The sequence below is a fragment of the Bacteroides nordii genome, from assembly GCF_019930665.1.
GTDB classification, from domain to species: Bacteria; Bacteroidota; Bacteroidia; order Bacteroidales; family Bacteroidaceae; genus Bacteroides; species Bacteroides nordii.
Genome location: NZ_CP082886.1, coordinates 3,374,777 through 3,393,753 on the forward strand (window position 1 = coordinate 3,374,777; position 18,977 = coordinate 3,393,753).

The window sequence follows — 18,977 nt, forward strand, 5'->3', positions numbered from 1 at the left end:
CAAATTTAACTGATTATTTTCAGATTACCACACAGTAGCATGAATTAAAGCAGATTTCAGTTAAAATTCATTGTTAAAATGTTTTTTTTGCTTACTTTAGCAGGCCGTTTTATACAAGTAAAAGGCGTAAATAAACAACAAACATTACATGAGCTATCTTCGCTGCATCATATGTATCCTTCTCTGCTGCTTGAGGACTAATGTTTCTCTGGCACAATCTTTCCAAGAAAACAAACCCGGTATCCCTCTAATGTCTGCCCAAGTAATCCGTGAAGACAGTCTGAAATCATTGCTCAACCAAACTACAAACCCTCACAAACGTATCGATTTACTTCTCAACCTAAAAGATATAAGTGAAGGAAACGGGATTGAAACACAATACACGAGGCAATTGTTCGAAGAAGGTAAAAAGACGAAAGATCCTTATGCAATCTTTGTGGCAGTAACTCACATGGTCACTAAGTACGCCAATCAGCAAGAAAAATCAGATTCTTTACACAACTATTACATCAAAACGCTGGAAGAAATAGAAAAAGGAACTCCTGCCGAAGGAGCAGCCACCTTCTTCAAAATGAATATCTACCATAGATTAATTGGTGTTACAACCGACAAGCAGGAACGTACAGAATTCTTCCGGCAGATACGTAAAGAGTTCAAAGCCCGGCAAGCTACTGAAGACAAATATCAGAAAGTGAAACGTTTGTTTCTTGAAGGATTGATGCAGTTGTGGGAACTCAACGACCAGGGTAAATCTAAAATCTATGTACCTGAAATTCCACTTTGGGAAGAAGCTTGGAATACAGCACAGGATTTTCCGGGAGAATATGTCCGCAGATATTATTTGGGCTCTATCCATTCTCTTCTGAGTGGCGCTTACAATCAGCAACAAGATTACGAAAACCAAAAAAGAATCACCTGGCAAGTAATTGATGAATGTAAAGCTTACTATAAACTTTCAGAGGAAGTGTATCCACGTCCTTTTCTCTATAAAGACAATACCTACGTGAGATATTACACACAGCTGATACGCGGTGCTATGTATATCAGTGACGAAGAAGCTTACAAGATTTATAACCTTTTCCGCCAACATATGCTGTCTGCCCAAGAAGAGTTTTTGGACCGGAACAAAATATATCTTTTTGAGACTGCTTATCTCTTTCTGGGAAATATGCATCGGGTGGATGAAGCCCTTGCTAATTGTGACTCACTCATCCACATGATTGAAACCAACCATGCCCCCGGATTCACCCGGATATTGGAAACCTACAAAAATAAAGCCTACCTTTTCCGTCGTGCCAATCGCCCGGAAGACGCCTGTATCGCTTATGACCGTGCGATGCAGGTTTCTGATTCTTTAATCAAGAAAGAATACGTTGAACGCGTTGAAGCATTACGTCTTAAAAATGATATTGATAAACTCAAACTAGAAAAAACGGTACTGACAGCTCAAAACCGACTGGTAGAATTTATCTTCACTATCTGTATTTTGATCGTAGTGGTTTCTATCAGTATGTATTACTATAAAAGCCTTAAAAAGACGCGTAAACTTCAAAAGGAAATTTTCCGGCAAAGTATCAAGGCACAAGAAAGCGAACAGATGAAGTCTGCTTTCATTAACTCTATCTGCCATGAGATACGTACTCCTTTAAATTCTATAAACGGTTTCTCTGAGATACTGATTGACGAATCGACCCCTACAGAAGATAAAAAAGAATATCAAAACATCATACAAGAGAATACACGAATACTAACCTCACTACTCGACAGCCTGATAGAAGTAGCCAATCTGGACAGCCTTACCGAAGCACTTCCTCTGGAGGATATAGAAGTTACCTCTATTTGCCGTACGGAAATGGAATACCTGCAAGAGACAGAAGGGAAAGAAGGCATACAATACTTACTTGATCTTCCTGTGAAAGAGTGCATAGCCCACACCCACGCACAATACCTCTCATTGTTATTACGTTCCTTACTGAACAACGCAAATAAGTTCACCCAAGAAGGTAGCATTTGTTTATCTTGTAGTTGTAACAAAGAAAATAAAAAAATAATTATTAATGTAACAGATACCGGCTGTGGCATTTCGGCAGACAAACACGAATATGTATTCCAGCGTTTCACCAAGCTGAATACATTTACTCTTGGTAACGGATTGGGACTATACTTATGTCGTCTTATTGCACGGCATATGAATGGAAACATAAAAATAGATCCGAACTGGTCTAAAGGAAGTAAATTCATCTTCACAATCCCTATGGGAAACAACCAAACAGAATGAACACTACGAAGTATTACATATTATTACTTTTTCTTTTCTGTACACCGTTCGCTTTATCTGCAGAAAACACGTTGAAAGATAGTTTACAGAACGTACTGAAACATACCATTGATGTCCCTCAACGGATCACACTATTAATTAATATATTAGACTTGTCCGACTCTGATCCTGATGAAATATCTATTGCACGCGAATTATATAAAGAAGCACAGCAGGTCAATGATAGATTTGCTCTATCTGCATCATTGGGACCAATCACAATCGGTATGATAAACAATCCGGAAAAACGAGATTCTCTGTTGATGGTTCTCAACCAAGCAGAAAGTCTTATGAAAAATTCTGCCGAAGATGGTATACCGGAATATTATAAAATGACACATAAAGCACGAATCCTGCAAATGGCTTCACGGGATGAACGAGCAGAAATTTGTGATCGCATCCAGGAAGAGATTAATGCACAAAAAACTTCTGAGAACAGATATCAGAAAGCTTCCCGGCTCTTTCTCACAGGAGTAATACGCTACTTATTTATCTCGTTGACAGAGAGCTCTGACTTTAGCGAAGCATTACCATATTGGGAAGAAGCCTGGAGGCTGGTAGATGAATTTCCACTCCCTGCCCGTAAGAACTTCACAGCCAATATTTACGTCATGCTAAGCTTTTCGTATAAAAACACCGGAGACAGTGATAAATTAATCAGAATCTCAGAAGAATATCTGAAAAGAATGGATGAATACTTCGCCCAGAAAGAAGTTATCAACCGCCGTCCTTATATCTACAAAGACAATGCTTATCTGATATGCTATCAGCAATTAATGCTTAGTCATAAGCTTATAGGTAAAGTAAAAGCAAATGAATACTATACTAAATATTGTAAATTTGTAAGAGACGGAAAAGGAGACGCTCTTTTACGTAACAAACTCTATTTCTACTCGGCCAGTCAACAATATTATGAGAGCCTGGAAAACAAGGAACAAGCGTTGGCTTTCTGTGATTCAGTCATAAACCTTATCGAAAGTGGAAAAGCAATCAACGTGAATTATACTACCCATTATCAGAAAAAGGCAAGATTACTGAGAGAGCTAAAACGACAGGAAGAAGCCTGCCTGGTGTACGAACGAGCTATCCACGTAACAGATTCATTGGTACGAAAAGAGTTATTGCAACAGATCGGCGAGATGCAAGTGACCGACGAAGCATCCGAACTTAAACTGGAAAAAGCAGCAATCAGCAGTAATATCCACAGTATTGCGTTTTATTGTACTACGGGATTAGTAATCATTTCTATCCTCTTCAGTATCTACTTTTATATTAATCTGCAACGTACTAAAAAGCTTCAGCAAGAATTAATCCGACATACCCGAAAAGCACAGGAAAGTGAACGTATGAAATCAGTCTTCGTTAAATCCATTTGCCGGGAAGTACGTACACCATTAGATAATATCAACACCTTCACCAAGCAAATAACAGATGATTCGTTAAGTTTCGAAAAACGGGCTCAGTACTCTGATATTATCACTGACAATTGCAAAGAACTAACCTCCTCATTGGACAATATGCTGGAAACTGCTTATAAAGAAAGTTCTTCTCAATAACATATATAACAAAATCCCCCCTTAATAAAAGGCATAGCAGAGGGATATACCGGCATATTTTTTCGGTTTTGAAGCAATAATCTTAAAATATTCCTGTACTTTTGCAAAAAACAATTGATTATATGATACAATCTATGACGGGATATGGCAAAGCGACTGCTGAGCTGACCGAAAAGAAAATAAATGTAGAGATTAAATCGCTCAATAGTAAAGCAATGGATTTATCTGCTCGTATTGCTCCGGCATACCGTGAAAAAGAGATGGAAATCCGTAATGAAATCTCACGGACGCTGGAACGCGGTAAGGTAGATTTCAGCCTTTGGGTAGAGAAAAAGGAGAGTGCTGAAAGTGCTACGCCTATCAATCAAGCATTGATAGAAGGATATTATAAACAAATAAAAGATATTGCAGACAATCTAAACATTCCGGTTCCTGTAGACTGGTTTCAAACACTACTTCGTATGCCGGACGTAATGACAAAAACAGAAATACAAGAACTGACTGAAGAAGAATGGGAAACTGTGCACGTCGCTATTGAAGAAGCTATAAAACATTTGGTTGATTTCCGCAAACAGGAAGGTGCAGCACTGGAAAAGAAGTTTCGCGAAAAGATAGCAAACATCTCTCACCTGCTGGAATCTATTACTCCATATGAAAAAGAACGTGTCGAGAAAATTAAGGAACGTATTACAGACGCCCTCGAAAAAACTCTAAGCGTGGATTATGATAAAAACCGTCTGGAACAGGAGCTTATCTATTACATAGAAAAACTCGATGTCAATGAAGAAAAACAACGCCTCAGCAATCATCTGAAATACTTTATCAGCACCATGGAAAGTGGTAACGGTCAAGGCAAGAAACTCGGATTTATTGCTCAGGAGATGGGACGTGAAATCAACACATTGGGTAGTAAATCCAATCATGCAGAGATGCAAAAGATTGTAGTCCAGATGAAAGATGAACTGGAACAGATAAAGGAACAGGTACTCAACATTATGTAGTGCTTCCCGCACGGAGAAGTGCGGCAAGCGTTGTTTTACTAACACAAATAGTGTATGAAAGGGAAACTTATTATTTTTTCCGCTCCTTCGGGTTCGGGTAAATCTACAATTATAAACTATCTGCTAACGCAAGATTTAAACCTTGCATTCTCTATTTCGGCTACAAGCCGTCCGCCACGTGGTGAAGAGAAGCATGGAGTAGAGTACTTCTTCCTCTCTCCGGATGAATTCCGCCAGCGTATTGCGAACAATGAATTTCTGGAATATGAAGAAGTATACAAAGATCGTTACTACGGTACCTTGAAAGCACAGGTGGAACAGCAATTGGAAGCCGGGCAAAATGTAGTGTTCGATGTAGATGTGGTAGGTGGATGTAATATAAAGAAATTCTACGGAGAACGGGCCTTATCCTTGTTTATCCAACCACCCAGTGTAGACGAGCTTCGTCGTCGTCTAACGGGCCGGGGCACAGATGCTCCCGAAGTCATAGAACATCGTATAGCTAAAGCCGAATATGAATTGAGCTTTGCCCCCAGATTTGATAAAGTGATTATCAACGATGATCTGGAAACAGCCAAAGCGGAAGCGCTGAAAGTAATCAGAGAGTTTCTGACATTATGAGTAAATTGAAAACCGGAATATTCAGTGGCTCTTTCAATCCGATACACATTGGACATCTTGCACTGGCTAATTATCTTTGTGAATTCTGCGGGTTAGATGAGGTCTGGTTTGTAGTAAGCCCACACAATCCATTGAAAGAGCAAGCTGATTTATGGCCCGACGAATTGCGTCTCCGACTGGTACAGCTTGCCATTGGAGACTATCCACATTTCCGTGCTTCTGATTTTGAATTTCATCTTCCCCGCCCCTCGTATACAGTCCACACGCTGGACTGTCTGAAAAGCAGCTATCCGGAACGGGAATTTCATCTTATTATTGGTTCGGATAACTGGCTGACCTTCGACCGTTGGCGCGAACCAGAACGAATTATTGCAGAAAACCAAATACTCATTTATCCACGTCCCGGATATCCCGTAAACAAAGACGAATTACCCGGAACAGTCCGTATCGTCGACTCTCCTACTTTCGAAATAAGCTCCACATTTATCCGTCGTGCTCTGACCGAAGGAAAAGATGTACGTTACTTCCTCCATCCGGCTGTCTATCGCCTGCTACGTGCCGAATTATAAGGACACCCCTGCATCTCAGTAAGGAACGTTGTACGACATGCACATGTCGTACATCCCCAGATGTGCATGTCGAACAGTACGAGATGCACATCTCGTACTGCACGACATGTGCATCTCGTACATCGTTGGGTTACGACTTCCTCTACATCCTATTACAACATACGATACGAAAGGAAGTGTGATCCATGTTACTACTCTTTCTGTTGATGCAACGTAATAACCACCACTTCTGTCGGAGCACCGATACGTATATTCCTGTTAGAAGTTCCTAACCCATTGGTAACAATCATCGGTATATTGGCCGTATTATACTTCAATCCCGTAAGAAAACGGCTTCCATAGTGAGAAGGGATAATAGGAGCATAACCAAAGATACGCACTTGTCCACCATGAGTATGTCCGGCAAGAGCAAGATCAGTATTTGCAACGGAAACATCTTCGACGTAATCAGGAGTATGAACAAGCAAAATAACAAAGTCTTCAGGAGAAAGATCAAGCGTAGGCGATTTACCATTCTGCTTCAAATCAAAAGGGTTGCGCACACCGGCAATAAGTATCTGTTGCCCATCGCGCTTTAATGTGTCCACCCGGTGTTCAAGAATACGCATACCATAACGTTGCATTTCACGAACAATGTCGTCATGGCAACGCTCATAATCATTATTGCCCATCACACCATACGTTCCCATCGGAGTTTTCACCTGAGACAAAGCAGCAAACAATTCGGGTACATATTCACAACCTTCCTGATAGTCCCCTCCCATCAGCAGTACATCGGCCTGTTCGGCTATCAACAAGCGAACGAGACCAGCCAGTTCCTTTTCTTTAAAAAGGCTCTTATAATGAAAATCGGAGATAAAAGCCATGCGGAAACCATCAAAAGCTTCGGGCACATCCCGATGGGTAAAGTCATACTTTACCACTCGGTCTACTCCTTTATAAGCGGAGGAAACACTTACTTCAGAATGCGTAATTAATGTACCGGGAGCCGTTCCTGCCGGAACAGAAGGACGAGCCACAACAGGTTTAGACTGTTTCTGACGCTTCTTGCTACGTTCCGGATTCTTTAGTGTCGAATAATCCGGAGCAAAGAGTGTAGAGGACAGAGTGGAAGTATCAGAATATAGAGAATCTGCATTCAGTATAGGATAGGACGGAGATACTACCAGATTTTTCTTCGATTTACAGGAAGAAAAGAGAAAAGAAAGTAGAAACAGGAGGTATATTAGCTTCTTCATATGTCAAAATAATAAGTAAACAAGCAATATGCTAATTTGTTGCCAGAGAGATATCATGAAGACCAACAGCAAATTATTTTTCGAGAAGCAAAGATACAGATTTTTGAAGTATCTTTGCAGCATGGAAGAGATAAAACAAAATTCTTTGCGTACATGGATACTTGCTGCACGCCCCAAAACACTGGCAGGAGCAGCTACACCTGTTCTGGTAGGTACTGCTTTAGCTTATGCCGACGGACAATTTCACTGGCTGCCTGCACTGGTCTGTTTTCTTTTCGCCGGGTTGATGCAGATTGCAGCCAATTTTATCAATGACTTATTCGACTTCCTGAAAGGTACAGACCGGGAAGACCGCCTGGGACCGGAACGAGCTTGTGCACAAGGCTGGATTTCTCCCGGTGCCATGAAACGGGGAATATTATTTACCGTAGCCATAGCATGTCTTATCGGATGTATACTACTGTTTTATGCAGGCTGGCAGTTGATACTCGTGGGGATACTATGTGTAATGTTCGCTTTCTTCTATACCACAGGGCCTTATCCCCTTTCGTACAACGGTTGGGGAGATGCATTAGTACTCCTGTTTTTCGGATTTGTTCCGGTAGGAGGCACCTATTACGTACAGGCACTCACATGGACTCCGAATGTAACAATAGCTTCATTCATTTGCGGATTGATCGTAGATACTCTATTGGTAGTAAATAACTACCGTGACAGGGAAGCGGATGCACAAAGCGGAAAGAGAACGGTAGTAGTCCGTTTCGGAGAACCCTTCGGCAGATACCTGTATCTGATATTGGGAATTATTGCTGCAATATTGAGCCTGTGGCTATTGTCGGAGACACTCATTCCAGCCATCATAACAGCAGTTATTTATCTTACACTGCACATCGTCACCTGGCGCAAAATGGTAAAGATACATAGTGGTAAAAAGCTAAACAGCATACTGGGCGAAACTTCGCGCAATATGCTGCTTATGGGGATACTTCTATCACTGTCATTAGTGATTAGTGATTAGTACCATGCGGCATAATAGCGCAGCCACTAATCACTTATCACTAATCATTAATCACTATTTATACATCCTTTCGTAGTATTTCTGATAATCGCCACTGGTTACTTCTTCCACCCATTCCTGATTGTTCAGATACCACTCAATGGTTTTCACAATACCCACTTCAAACTTTGTTTCAGGATACCAGCCTAACGCATCGGTAATCTTTGTAGGGTCAATAGCATAACGTTGGTCATGTCCCAAACGATCTTTCACGAAAGTAATCAGACTCTCGTTCATCCAATCGATAGTTATTTCACCATTAGCATTCTTTTCCTGCTTTTTCAGTACCTTACGATATTCCGGATGCTCAGTCATCAGACGATGTATAGTAGCAATGGTCAATTTAACAATTTCAAGATTGGTCTTTTCGTTATGTCCACCCACATTGTATACTTCGCCTTCTACTCCCTGACGCACTACCAGATCAATAGCTTTACAATGGTCTTCTACGTACAGCCAATCGCGTACATTACTACCGTCACCATATACAGGAAGTTTCTTTCCTTCAAGAATATTCTTGATAATCAACGGAATCAGTTTTTCCGGGAAATGATACGGACCATAGTTATTAGAACAACGAGTGATAGTAACCGGCATTTTATACGTATCATGGTAAGCCATTACCACCATATCCGCACTTGTTTTTGAAGCACTGTACGGACTATGCGGGCAAAGCGGAGTTGTTTCATGAAAATACCCTTCAGCCCCTAACGAGCCATACACCTCGTCAGTAGATACCTGGTGATAACGTACCCCTTTACGCCAGGTTGGATATCCGTTCTCATCTTTTCCTGTCACCCAGGCACGACGGGCAGCATCAAGCAAGTTCTGCGTACCCAAAATATTAGTAATAAGGAATAACTGAGGGTTCTCAATACTACGGTCAACGTGACTTTCAGCAGCGAAGTTCACAACATAGTCGAACTTATATTCAGCAAAAAGCCGATCAGCCAAATCACGATCACAGATATCTCCTTTCACAAAAAAGCAACGTTCATTGTCGATGTCTTTTGCAATGGTACCAAGGTTTCCGGCATAAGTCAGTGCATCAAGCACCACTACACGAATGTCATCATGCTTGGCCAGAATGTACTTCAGATAATTAGCGCCAATAAATCCGGCAGCACCGGTTACAAGATAAGTTTTCATATTATTTCTGTTATGTTGATTTTATTGTTCAGCCAGTTCCAAAAGATATTTACCATACTCTGTCTTTTGCAGTCCTTCACCCAGTACACGAAGTTGCGCTGTTGTGATCCAACCGTTACGCCAAGCTATCTCTTCAATACAACTGACATAAAATCCCTGTCGGTTCTGAATAGTAGCTACAAAATTAGAGGCTTCAAGCAAACTATCACAATTTCCTGTATCCAACCAGGCAAAACCACGGCCAAAAAGCTCAACCTGCAACGTACCTTCCTCGAGATAAAGCTTATTCAAATCAGTAATTTCATATTCCCCCCGGGCAGAAGGTTGAAGCGATGCAGCCTTTTCAGTAACAGTAGCATCATAAAAATATAGACCGGGAACAGCATAATTACTTTTTGGAGTAACCGGCTTCTCTTCAAGAGAAATGACCTTTCCGGATTCATCAAACTCGACTACTCCATACGCACGGGGATCTTTCACATAATAACCAAAAACACAAGCCCCCTTCTCTATCATAGCCGCCCGACGAAGCATAGCCGAGAATCCTTGTCCATAAAACATGTTATCTCCAAGTATCAAACATCCCGCTTCTCCATTCAGAAAATCAGCACCCAGTACAAATGCCTGTGCCAACCCATTAGGCTGCTCTTGTATCTTATACTGAAAAGACATACCCAGCTCTTCACCCGTTCCCAAAAGATCACGAAACATTGGCAGATCACGGGGAGTAGAAATTATCAATACTTCACGAATACCCGCCAGCATCAATGTAGAGAGTGGATAATAAATCATCGGCTTGTCATATACCGGCATGATTTGTTTCGATATGGCTTTAGACAATGGATAGAGGCGCGTAGCACTTCCACCGGCAAGAATAATCCCTTTCATAAGTAGTTCTTTGTAATTACGGGGACAAAGAACGGAAAGAATTTTGAAATGACAAAATAAAAAGACAATAGTATAAGCAGTATTCTGCTTTTTATTACATTTATAGAATAGATCGAATCCTAATTGTAATCACCTTCAAGAAATAAACACTTATGAAAAAATGACCGCTGAATTTTATTTACAGATAATAAAATCCAGCGGTCATCTCATCTTCCTTCGTTTTCTATTTCAAAAACCATGCATTTATATCCATCAGTTTACTTTTCATAGCTTCCGGATTCCCATATTTTACAGCAACCTTTTCAGCCATAAATGCCGGATGATCTGTTCTATGATGCGATATACGTAGTAAGTCAAAGAAACGGTTACCTTCATAGGCCGTTTCCGCAGCCATCTCTTCAAGTATTTTTTGCTCAACCCAATCAATAGAATCCTGTAACGCTACAGCAGGAGGATTCTGTGAGAAATCAGGAATCACGAAGTCAGACATATCTTTCGAAATACCCATCCCACGTCCACGGCAAGCCGTACCTACATTATAAGACGTAAACGAGAAATCAAGATACGATTCTCCACCAGCCAATTCAGCAGGATTTACCCTTTCCAGATTAGCAATTGTTTCTTCCGTCAATCCATATTTCAACACCGCAAAGGCAAATGTAGGTTTTCCGGCACGGTTTACAGCTTCAGCAAAGCGTAAATAAAGGTGAGGATGACGATAAAGAGGAATCGATCTCAGAATATATGCATTCTCCAGCAATCCATTGTTATCCTCAACAGGTATTGTAAATTCCTCTTGCGCACCATTCACAAACTTCTTAATAAGCATCTTCGGACCCACACCCGCAATATTCACCGATTCAAACGCATCTCCCAACTCTTCATTGGTAGATGGAAGTTTTATGTTTCCACGCAAATCGCCTGTAAAGTAAGCCGTAATCGTTCCGTCCAAACGGGTGGCAAAGAAGTGTGTTTTCAATGACATTTCGTCAATAAAGTTTTGTGTGGGCAGCAGACTTGTTACATTATTGAAAGACATGTTAACCAAATCAGTGTGATAGTCTTTCGGTACAGAACTATACGCTATTTCAGTAATCACTTCATCAATATAAGAATTGATATGTTCACCGGTAGCACCGTCACGAGCCTGAGAATTCCAATAACTAATATAGCTTGATGAGATAGAATAGTTTCTATCAACCATCAATTTATAATACATACCAGCAGCTTCATTATACTGATTCTGATAGAGATATAAATCTCCCAGTAACATCGGAATAGGAATAAAGAATAATGGTGAGTACAAACCGTCAATAGAGCCATAATTCAGACTACGTACATCGATATAAGGAAGCAAATCGGTAATCAACTTTGATACCAGATCGTCCATCCCGATCACTGGATATTCTTTTAAAGCCGTATCATAATCTAAAATCGGCTCAGTAATGTAACTTACCTTTCCATAAATCTGAGCTAACTGAAAATAGGTCCATGCCCGTATCGCTTTTATCGCCGCAAACTCAGGCAACATCACTTTCTCATTACGAATGGTGATTGCAGTATCCATCCGGGCAATCGCATAATTGCAATTATTGATGATCGTATAATAATTCCGCTTATTCAAATAGGTATTCTCCGAAGTAATATCGAAGTTATTAATCTCTTTCAAAGAAAAAGACGCATTATCAGACACAGTCATCAAATCACCACGCAACTCACCAAGTAACACATAGGGTTCTCCCACCTTTTGAAGCTGTGAGAGTATACCTATCACAGAATAAATTGAATCGTTGGGCGACTTGAGCTGATTATCATCTTCAAAGGCAACCCTTGAAGAATCCGTATTCAACATATCCTCACAACTCCCCAAAAAGAATAATACTGTGATCAAAGTGAGCAATGCTCCTTTATGTTTGATTTTAGTTTTCATATCTCTTATGTTTTTTTACAGACTAAAGGTTATTATAAATTAACTCTAACTCCTATCAGGAAAGAGCGGGATTGGGGTGTAAGACCTGCATCTATACCTTGATACAATACCGAATTACCATAAGAGAATTCAGGATCCGCACCTTTATATTTTGTGAGAGTAAACAGGTTGTTGACGGTTCCCCACACTGTAATTTCCTGAAGATAAGACAAATTCAGTGGTACTTTGTAAGATACAGACAAGGTCTTGAATTTCAAGAAAGAGGCATCCTCAATCCAACGATCCGAGAAACGTGAGTTCCCCATAGGGTCCTTGTATACAGCACGAGGAATATCGGTCTTCTGCCCATTGGCTACCCAACGGTTTTGCATACTTGTTGCCTGATTATAGATATTACTACCAGACTCCAAATTAGCCCGAAGTCCGTTATAAGCGTCATTGCCATAAGAGTAGGTAAACAGCGTTTCAAGAGTCAGATTCTTATACCGCAGATTGAAATTGAAGTTTCCGTATAAGTCCGGATTAGGATCACCAATCACCTGCAGATCTTTCTCATTGATGATATGATCTTCCACTACCTCCTCAAAACGCATATCACCGGCACTAAATGGAATAAGCTCTCCCGATTCGGAACGAAGACTTAATCCCGCTGCAGCCGCTTCTTCACTGGTACTGAAAACACCTTTAGTCTTGTATCCGTAGAATACTCCCGCAGGACTATTCTCGGCAGTAAGAATCCGGGCTCCCTGAAAATCTGTGGTGTATGAACCACCTGCCAGTGAAACTATTTTATTTTTATAATGTCCCAACATCGCACCGAAGTCTAGTTGCCAACTTCTCAGATTAAGTATACGTATGTTCGTTGCAATCTCAAATCCTTTATTCTTCAATTTACCATCGTTAGTCAATGAATACTCAAGGCTCGATGTTTCAGGGAGCTGCTTACGTATCAATAAATCTTTGGTAGTAGAAGTGAAAAAGTCTGCTCTAACTGACCAACGGTTATTGAACATGCTGAGATCCACACCGAATTTTGCTTTTCCCGTGGTTTCCCATTTCAGTTTGTCATTCTTGTAATTAGCAAGAATAAGGCCGTTGGCACTTCCCATAAAGTTTATAGAGTTGAAGTACGAACGAGTAGCATAATTCTGCAGGTCATCATTCCCGGAAAGTCCATAGCTAACATCCAGCTTCAAGAAATCCAGAAAACAGATGTCTTTCATAAACTCTTCGGACGAAACAATCCATCCGGCAGACACAGAAGGGAAAATCCCCCATGCAAGCCCACCCATTTTGAGAGCACCTTCAGCTTCTTTACCAAAACGTGAAGAAGCATCCATAGCAGCAACTACATTTAGCAAATAACGGTTCTGATATTTATAATCCGCATTAAAGTACCAAGACATAGATCGCCAATTCTCTGTAGTACCAGAAGTACTACGCAAGCTGGAAGTTGTATTCGACAAGCTGTTCATACGATCTGAACTGGTATTATGCCCTTCACCGTAGTTTGACTCCAAATTATCAGAAAAGAAGCGATACCCACCGGTCAAATCCAAATTATGAACACTGTTACGTATCGGAGACCAATCAACAAAGGCGTTCCAATGAATCGAAGTCTGCTTTGCCATGGAGTTTTTAACCATATTGCGCGAGTAGGCATATATTTCTCCGTTCTCATTCACCAATGGCTGTTCAGCCAAACCTTCCGACGGCTTGAAATACTCTTCGTTCAGTTTATCCCACGTATAACTGAACATCAATCCTACCTTCAGTTTATCCGTAAAAGAATAAGACGGAAGAGCATTGATATTAAAACGATACTTCTTAGAAAGCCCTACACTTAAATCGACCAAAGAGATCGGATTACCAACACCCAACTCGTCTACACTACTCAATTTTGTGCTTTGTGAGCCATCACGGTTAAATTGATAAGGACTATACACCGGCGACTTGATCAGTGACAGGTAAGACGGTGAAGCAATCTCATCAATACCATCGTTACGCATATTATTTTCAGACTGCGCGAAAGCAATGTCGAAAAGAAACTTCAATTTATCAGTCAGATGAATGTCCGAATTAAAACGTACGTTCAAACGGTTAAAATCTGTATTTTCAATATTCCCTTCACTCTTATTATATCCTACAGAGAAAGCATACAATGCAATTGCATCTCCACCTTTCACACTGATACCATAGTTCTGGCTCATTGCTCCCTTATTTATCAGCTTCAGCCAATCCGTGTTATTATGGCTCGCTTTATAGTAAGACTTCGTTTGATCATCATCCAGAAAATGCAAATTATTAACCAGCGAACTGTTATCATACACATCGCTTAATACATCGGATGCATACAACCGGTAATCTGCCGCTCCCATCACGGGAATCGTCTTATAAGGAGACTGATACCCCAAAGACATAAAGGCGGAGATATCAGTAGCCATACTCTTACTACGTTTTGTATTAATAATCACTACACCGTTACCACCTTTACTGCCATAGATAGACGTTCCATCTTTCAACACTGTAATATCTTCCACATCGTTGGGATCAATCAATGCAAGCGGATTATTAAAGAATCCAGCATGAATGGAAGCCATTCCTTCCTGCATCTGCCATATCGCCCCATCAACGATATACAAAGGCTGAGCCTTCATATTCAGAGAATTCAATCCACGAATAAAAACAGCCGCCCCATTTCCCGTTGCTCCGGAATGTGATACAGAACGCAATTCTCCACTCAGACGAGTTGAAAAATCCTGGTCAATACTTGCAATCGACGGTGTAACCTTTGTTACCACGCTCGCCTTATTGGCCGATAAAACCGTTTTATCATAAAAACTGCTTGCCTCTGTGTCTTCCAACAACTGTATATTAACGTTACTACGTCCTTTCACTGAAATGATCTGAGGCAGATAACCGGGAGCATCAACAGCCAATGTCACATTCGTATGAGGCACTTTGAGTTCAAACATTCCGTCATCGGAGGTCATTGTCGTGATTCTCGTATCTACCACACTGATTCTGGCTCCGGCAAAATTCTGTTTCGTAGATGAACTTACCACCTGTCCTCTCACAATATGTTTATATTGTTCAACCTTTACCTGGGCAACCGCTGTGGAGTCAGCTTCCTGAGCCAGCACAGCACCGCCACCTATTGTCATAAGCAAGCATAGACCTATCGGTTTAAGCATAAATCTCATATTTAAATATATCTTTTTCATTGATCACTGCTCCTATTTATTACGAATGGGTTCAAAAACAATCCTGTCAACACGGAATTTTCGAGTGAAAATATTAGCACTGAGTTCAGTTTTTGACACATTTGTATCTATTCTGAAATTCGTCGTCACATCTTTCGGAAGCAAACTATTTTCCTCATCAAGCATCCACAAACGATCATAATAATTCGAGACTGGGAATTCAAATTCACTGGCTACCTTAATTCTTGTTTTTTTGGTTCCACTGGTCACAAATTCATCAGATTTAATCGTTTTGGGTGTCAGTTTACCCTGGGCATTCATATACGTAATGCGGAAAGAAAGCTTGGTACTGTCATTGGCAAAAGACTCTCCGTCAATAACAGCCGGTATAAAATCGGCATAGATATCATACTTACCGGAAAGTACGTCCGGAATATCAAATATAACATAAGGCTGTGCAGAAGTATTAGTTGGCTGTACCTCAATATAACGGTTACCGCTAATTTCTCCTATCCCACTATTCGTCCCTACCGTACGAGTATAAATGCTGGTATAACTTCCAGTTACACGTCCTTCCTGTTCTTCACATTCCACTGATATGGGCTTATTCCACGTTTCAGTATTATCATACCTGATTTCATCTGCCAAATAAATCACACCGTTAGAAGCATTCACCCGGCTGGTTCCTTTGAAAAGATTGTTAACATCTGTAATGATACTTCCCGATGTTGATGTCAATGTCGTATACTCCGCCGGATCATTGATTCTTTCTCTATAAATCAGATCATTGATAATGGCAAGTGAAGTCTGTATTCTCTTAATCGAATCTGCCAAATCAGCATCTGTATTATAAACATTAAAATAAGGAGAGATCCGTTCATAAGCAGCATCCCAGGCAGCATCCGTCGGAATAATCATCGTAAAAACAGAATCTTCGGCAGAAATATTACCTAAACCATACAGTTTATCCTCCAGCAAAGGATTATACCAAGTCGTGATCGTATCATACCCCTGTTCTTCCTGTATCTCCTTGAGATATCTCGAAATAAACGAGGCTATTTTAGTCGTATTACTTTGAGCCGTAATGTATTCAGAGAGATTATGAGCATATACAATCTGCTTGTCTACTGTATGCAAGATACCATTTTTGGCAAGCCGGTCTTTCGATATCAAGCTACTTCCACCAAAAGTCAAACCATCCTGATGAGAGTAATAATACACCTTACCGTTTATCATACGTATCACTTTAGAATCCGGTTCCGAAGTAGAGTGATTGAAACGTGCAATATGATTACTAACCAACAAACGTACCTGTTCCAGATCCGATTCATCCACTGCTGCAATCGCCTCATCGCTGGGCGCCCAAACAGTAAACGTCTGAGTTGAAACGAGCAATGTATCATATCCTGCCACTTTGATGAGCTTGGCAAACTTCGATAATGAACTGCTTTCTTTTATTAATTCATAAAGGTTTTGATCCGGCAGCGTTTGATCCCGGTCATAATGTTCGTTCCATTCATCCTTACACGAATACATCATGAAAGAGACAAAGAGCACAGCAAATAGAAACGCTGTTTTTATGGTATTCTTCATAAAAGTATATTTTTTTATTTATTCCTCTTTTAGTATCAATCTTTCCCTTCTTTATCAATATAGCTCACCGGTACGTATTCCAGATAATCGAAATGGAATTCAAGATTGTCAGCTTCCACATTCTTCGCTCTGAAATAGTGCGGAGCGTAATCCTGGAAAGTAAACGTACCGATAATAATACGAAGACTCATATTATCCTGACGCAATGTCTTGGGGCCATTCAAACTATAAATAGAATTCGGCGCTTTCATATAGCCGCGATTTCGCATCATCTTATCATTTTCTACTCCTTCATCAGTTGTTTTGTCATCATCTACCCAACCTACACGAGGATCAGTACCAACAATTCTCAGGTCGACCGGAATACCCACAATTTCATCATCAATAAATAATTGTGCTACTCCACGCCATGTCTCTGCACGATATCCCAATCTGATTTCGTAAGTTCCGGGAGGAACCGGATGCATCCTTAACGTGAAGTCGTACCACCCGGACATAACCATTTCGTCCGCCTGATAATTGGTCCATCCTTCACTTGCCCAAAGTTTTAGTTTGGTATCATTGGTGAAATGAAAATAATCCCCGCAATAATCAGCCGTGAAGGTATGAGAATTATCTATCATCTTCCAACGTATGTTATTATTTGTCAACTGAGGAGGAATGGAATAACAGTCAAAACGAATACGTTTATTTAACACATCATTCTCCATAATGTCTTTATCGTACACCAGAATCTCATTCAACGCATGAACATATCCGTTCAATCCATTCAGATTGCTCTGAAAATCACTGATACTAACATGAGTACCATCCTTTTGTGTGTTCAGCCTATTCCCCGATTTTATTTCAATCATCCGGTATTGAAGCATCGTCTCATAATATTCAAATCTCTCATTTTCAGCACCCGGAGACGTTGCTGCCCCCGAATACAGAAAATCATTTGTAGACATCTGTCTTTCCAGCATATGATAGGATACAAATTTATTCAAAGCATTTTTTCTACTTGTATAATCATTGGCATCCTCATTCCCATAATAACGGGTAGCATACTCAGCCATTTCTTCTACAGTTTCTATGCCTGCCTTTTTGAAAGCCTCATTTGTTTCAGCGAATATGGTATACCCATATTTTTTCATTTCCGGATACTTAAATGTAGTTCCACCAAGTACCAAATCCGCTGTTGGCTTTTCATAAGTGAGATCGTATACTTTCATGATCGAATCACACATCCCAGTCTTTTCAAGAGCCTGAGAGAACAGACTGAAATAGTCCTTATCCTGCATAAGTCCAGTCAAATAGGCATTAGACGGGTCTACAATATTTCCTATCACATGAATAATTCCGTTGTGCACTTCGATATCTTTCCGCAAAATAGGCACTTCCTGATTAACCAGAATTGTCTGATTCCCCTCCGTAAATCCTGCAAACGATATATTGATAAAACGATCGCTCATACTGGGTTCCGGAAGTGAACCCTCCTGAAATGTTTCTGTCGCATAATTGGTTAGCTCACTTTTGATAACATGATTATAAACAATCTGCAACTTATCTTCTTTCGTCAAATCATTATAGGTAATTTCTTTTGCCTTGAAATATTCCTGAAAAGCAGAATCCGTAGGCATGAAACAAGTGAAATGTCCGTAACTGGACAATAAAGAAGAGGTTCCGGAATCATTAATAAGCTGATTGAAAACGGTAAAATTAGTTCGGTTGCTACAATAGGAAGCAACTGTTTCTCCCGTAAACGTATAGAATGCATCCCCTTCTACATTGTCGTCCACACAGGAGGGCACCAATATAGTTGCAAATAGCAAGAGAATAAGAACCGATATTGAATATTTTATTTTCTTCATAA

Annotated in this window: 13 protein-coding genes; 6 read left to right on the top strand and 7 right to left on the bottom strand. The window is 40.4% G+C overall.

The window, feature by feature from the left end:
* Nucleotides 1-148 precede the first annotated feature (148 nt).
* The 5 genes from K8P02_RS13410 (at nt 149) to nadD (ending at nt 6,064) form a co-directional block, all read left to right on the top strand.
* On the top strand, nt 149-2,278 hold the full coding sequence (locus K8P02_RS13410; protein WP_025866734.1) for a sensor histidine kinase: 2,130 nt from the start codon (nt 149-151) through the stop codon (nt 2,276-2,278).
* Nucleotides 2,275-3,873, top strand: a complete 1,599-nt coding sequence (locus K8P02_RS13415; protein ID WP_223381369.1) for a histidine kinase — start codon at nt 2,275-2,277, stop codon at nt 3,871-3,873. Before K8P02_RS13410 ends, K8P02_RS13415 begins: the two co-directional genes overlap by 4 nt.
* A gap of 122 nt (nt 3,874-3,995) precedes the next feature.
* A complete protein-coding gene (locus K8P02_RS13420; protein WP_007487038.1) occupies nt 3,996-4,874 on the top strand; it encodes a YicC/YloC family endoribonuclease in 879 nt (292 codons plus the stop codon).
* 54 nt (nt 4,875-4,928) lie between these two features.
* Entirely contained in the window at nt 4,929-5,495 is a 567-nt protein-coding gene (gene gmk, locus K8P02_RS13425) for a guanylate kinase (protein ID WP_007487037.1), read from the top strand.
* Entirely contained in the window at nt 5,492-6,064 is a 573-nt protein-coding gene (gene nadD, locus K8P02_RS13430; RefSeq protein ID WP_025866733.1) for a nicotinate (nicotinamide) nucleotide adenylyltransferase, read from the top strand. The genes gmk and nadD overlap by 4 nt, the downstream gene beginning before the upstream one ends.
* 191 nt (nt 6,065-6,255) lie before the next feature.
* On the opposite strand, the gene K8P02_RS13435 is transcribed toward nadD, so the two are convergent.
* A complete protein-coding gene (locus K8P02_RS13435; RefSeq protein ID WP_223381371.1) occupies nt 6,256-7,302 on the bottom strand; it encodes a metallophosphoesterase in 1,047 nt (348 codons plus the stop codon).
* 121 nt (nt 7,303-7,423) lie between these two features.
* Between K8P02_RS13435 and K8P02_RS13440 the strand changes: the two genes are divergently transcribed.
* Complete coding sequence (locus tag K8P02_RS13440; RefSeq protein WP_223381373.1) at nt 7,424-8,320, top strand: 1,4-dihydroxy-2-naphthoate polyprenyltransferase; 897 nt, start codon at nt 7,424-7,426, stop codon at nt 8,318-8,320.
* 54 nt (nt 8,321-8,374) lie between these two features.
* Here K8P02_RS13440 and rfbB read toward each other — a convergent pair whose 3' ends face one another.
* The 6 genes from rfbB to K8P02_RS13470 form a co-directional block, all read right to left on the bottom strand.
* A complete protein-coding gene (gene rfbB / locus K8P02_RS13445) occupies nt 8,375-9,508 on the bottom strand; it encodes a dTDP-glucose 4,6-dehydratase (RefSeq protein WP_002562466.1) in 1,134 nt (377 codons plus the stop codon).
* Between the two features lie 21 nt (nt 9,509-9,529).
* A complete protein-coding gene (rfbA, locus tag K8P02_RS13450; protein ID WP_007487030.1) occupies nt 9,530-10,396 on the bottom strand; it encodes a glucose-1-phosphate thymidylyltransferase RfbA in 867 nt (288 codons plus the stop codon).
* A gap of 223 nt (nt 10,397-10,619) precedes the next feature.
* Complete coding sequence (locus K8P02_RS13455) at nt 10,620-12,326, bottom strand: RagB/SusD family nutrient uptake outer membrane protein (RefSeq protein WP_025866732.1); 1,707 nt, start codon at nt 12,324-12,326, stop codon at nt 10,620-10,622.
* A 32-nt stretch (nt 12,327-12,358) separates the two neighbouring features.
* Nucleotides 12,359-15,520 carry a SusC/RagA family TonB-linked outer membrane protein gene (locus tag K8P02_RS13460; RefSeq protein ID WP_223381375.1) on the bottom strand — a complete coding sequence of 1,054 codons (3,162 nt, stop codon included), beginning with the start codon at nt 15,518-15,520 and terminating at the stop codon, nt 12,359-12,361.
* Between the two features lie 42 nt (nt 15,521-15,562).
* A complete protein-coding gene (locus K8P02_RS13465) occupies nt 15,563-17,122 on the bottom strand; it encodes a fasciclin domain-containing protein (protein WP_007487024.1) in 1,560 nt (519 codons plus the stop codon).
* A 35-nt stretch (nt 17,123-17,157) separates the two neighbouring features.
* Nucleotides 17,158-18,975 (bottom strand): fasciclin domain-containing protein, encoded by a 1,818-nt coding sequence (locus K8P02_RS13470; protein ID WP_002562471.1) that lies wholly within the window; start codon nt 18,973-18,975, stop codon nt 17,158-17,160.
* Nucleotides 18,976-18,977 lie beyond the last annotated feature (2 nt).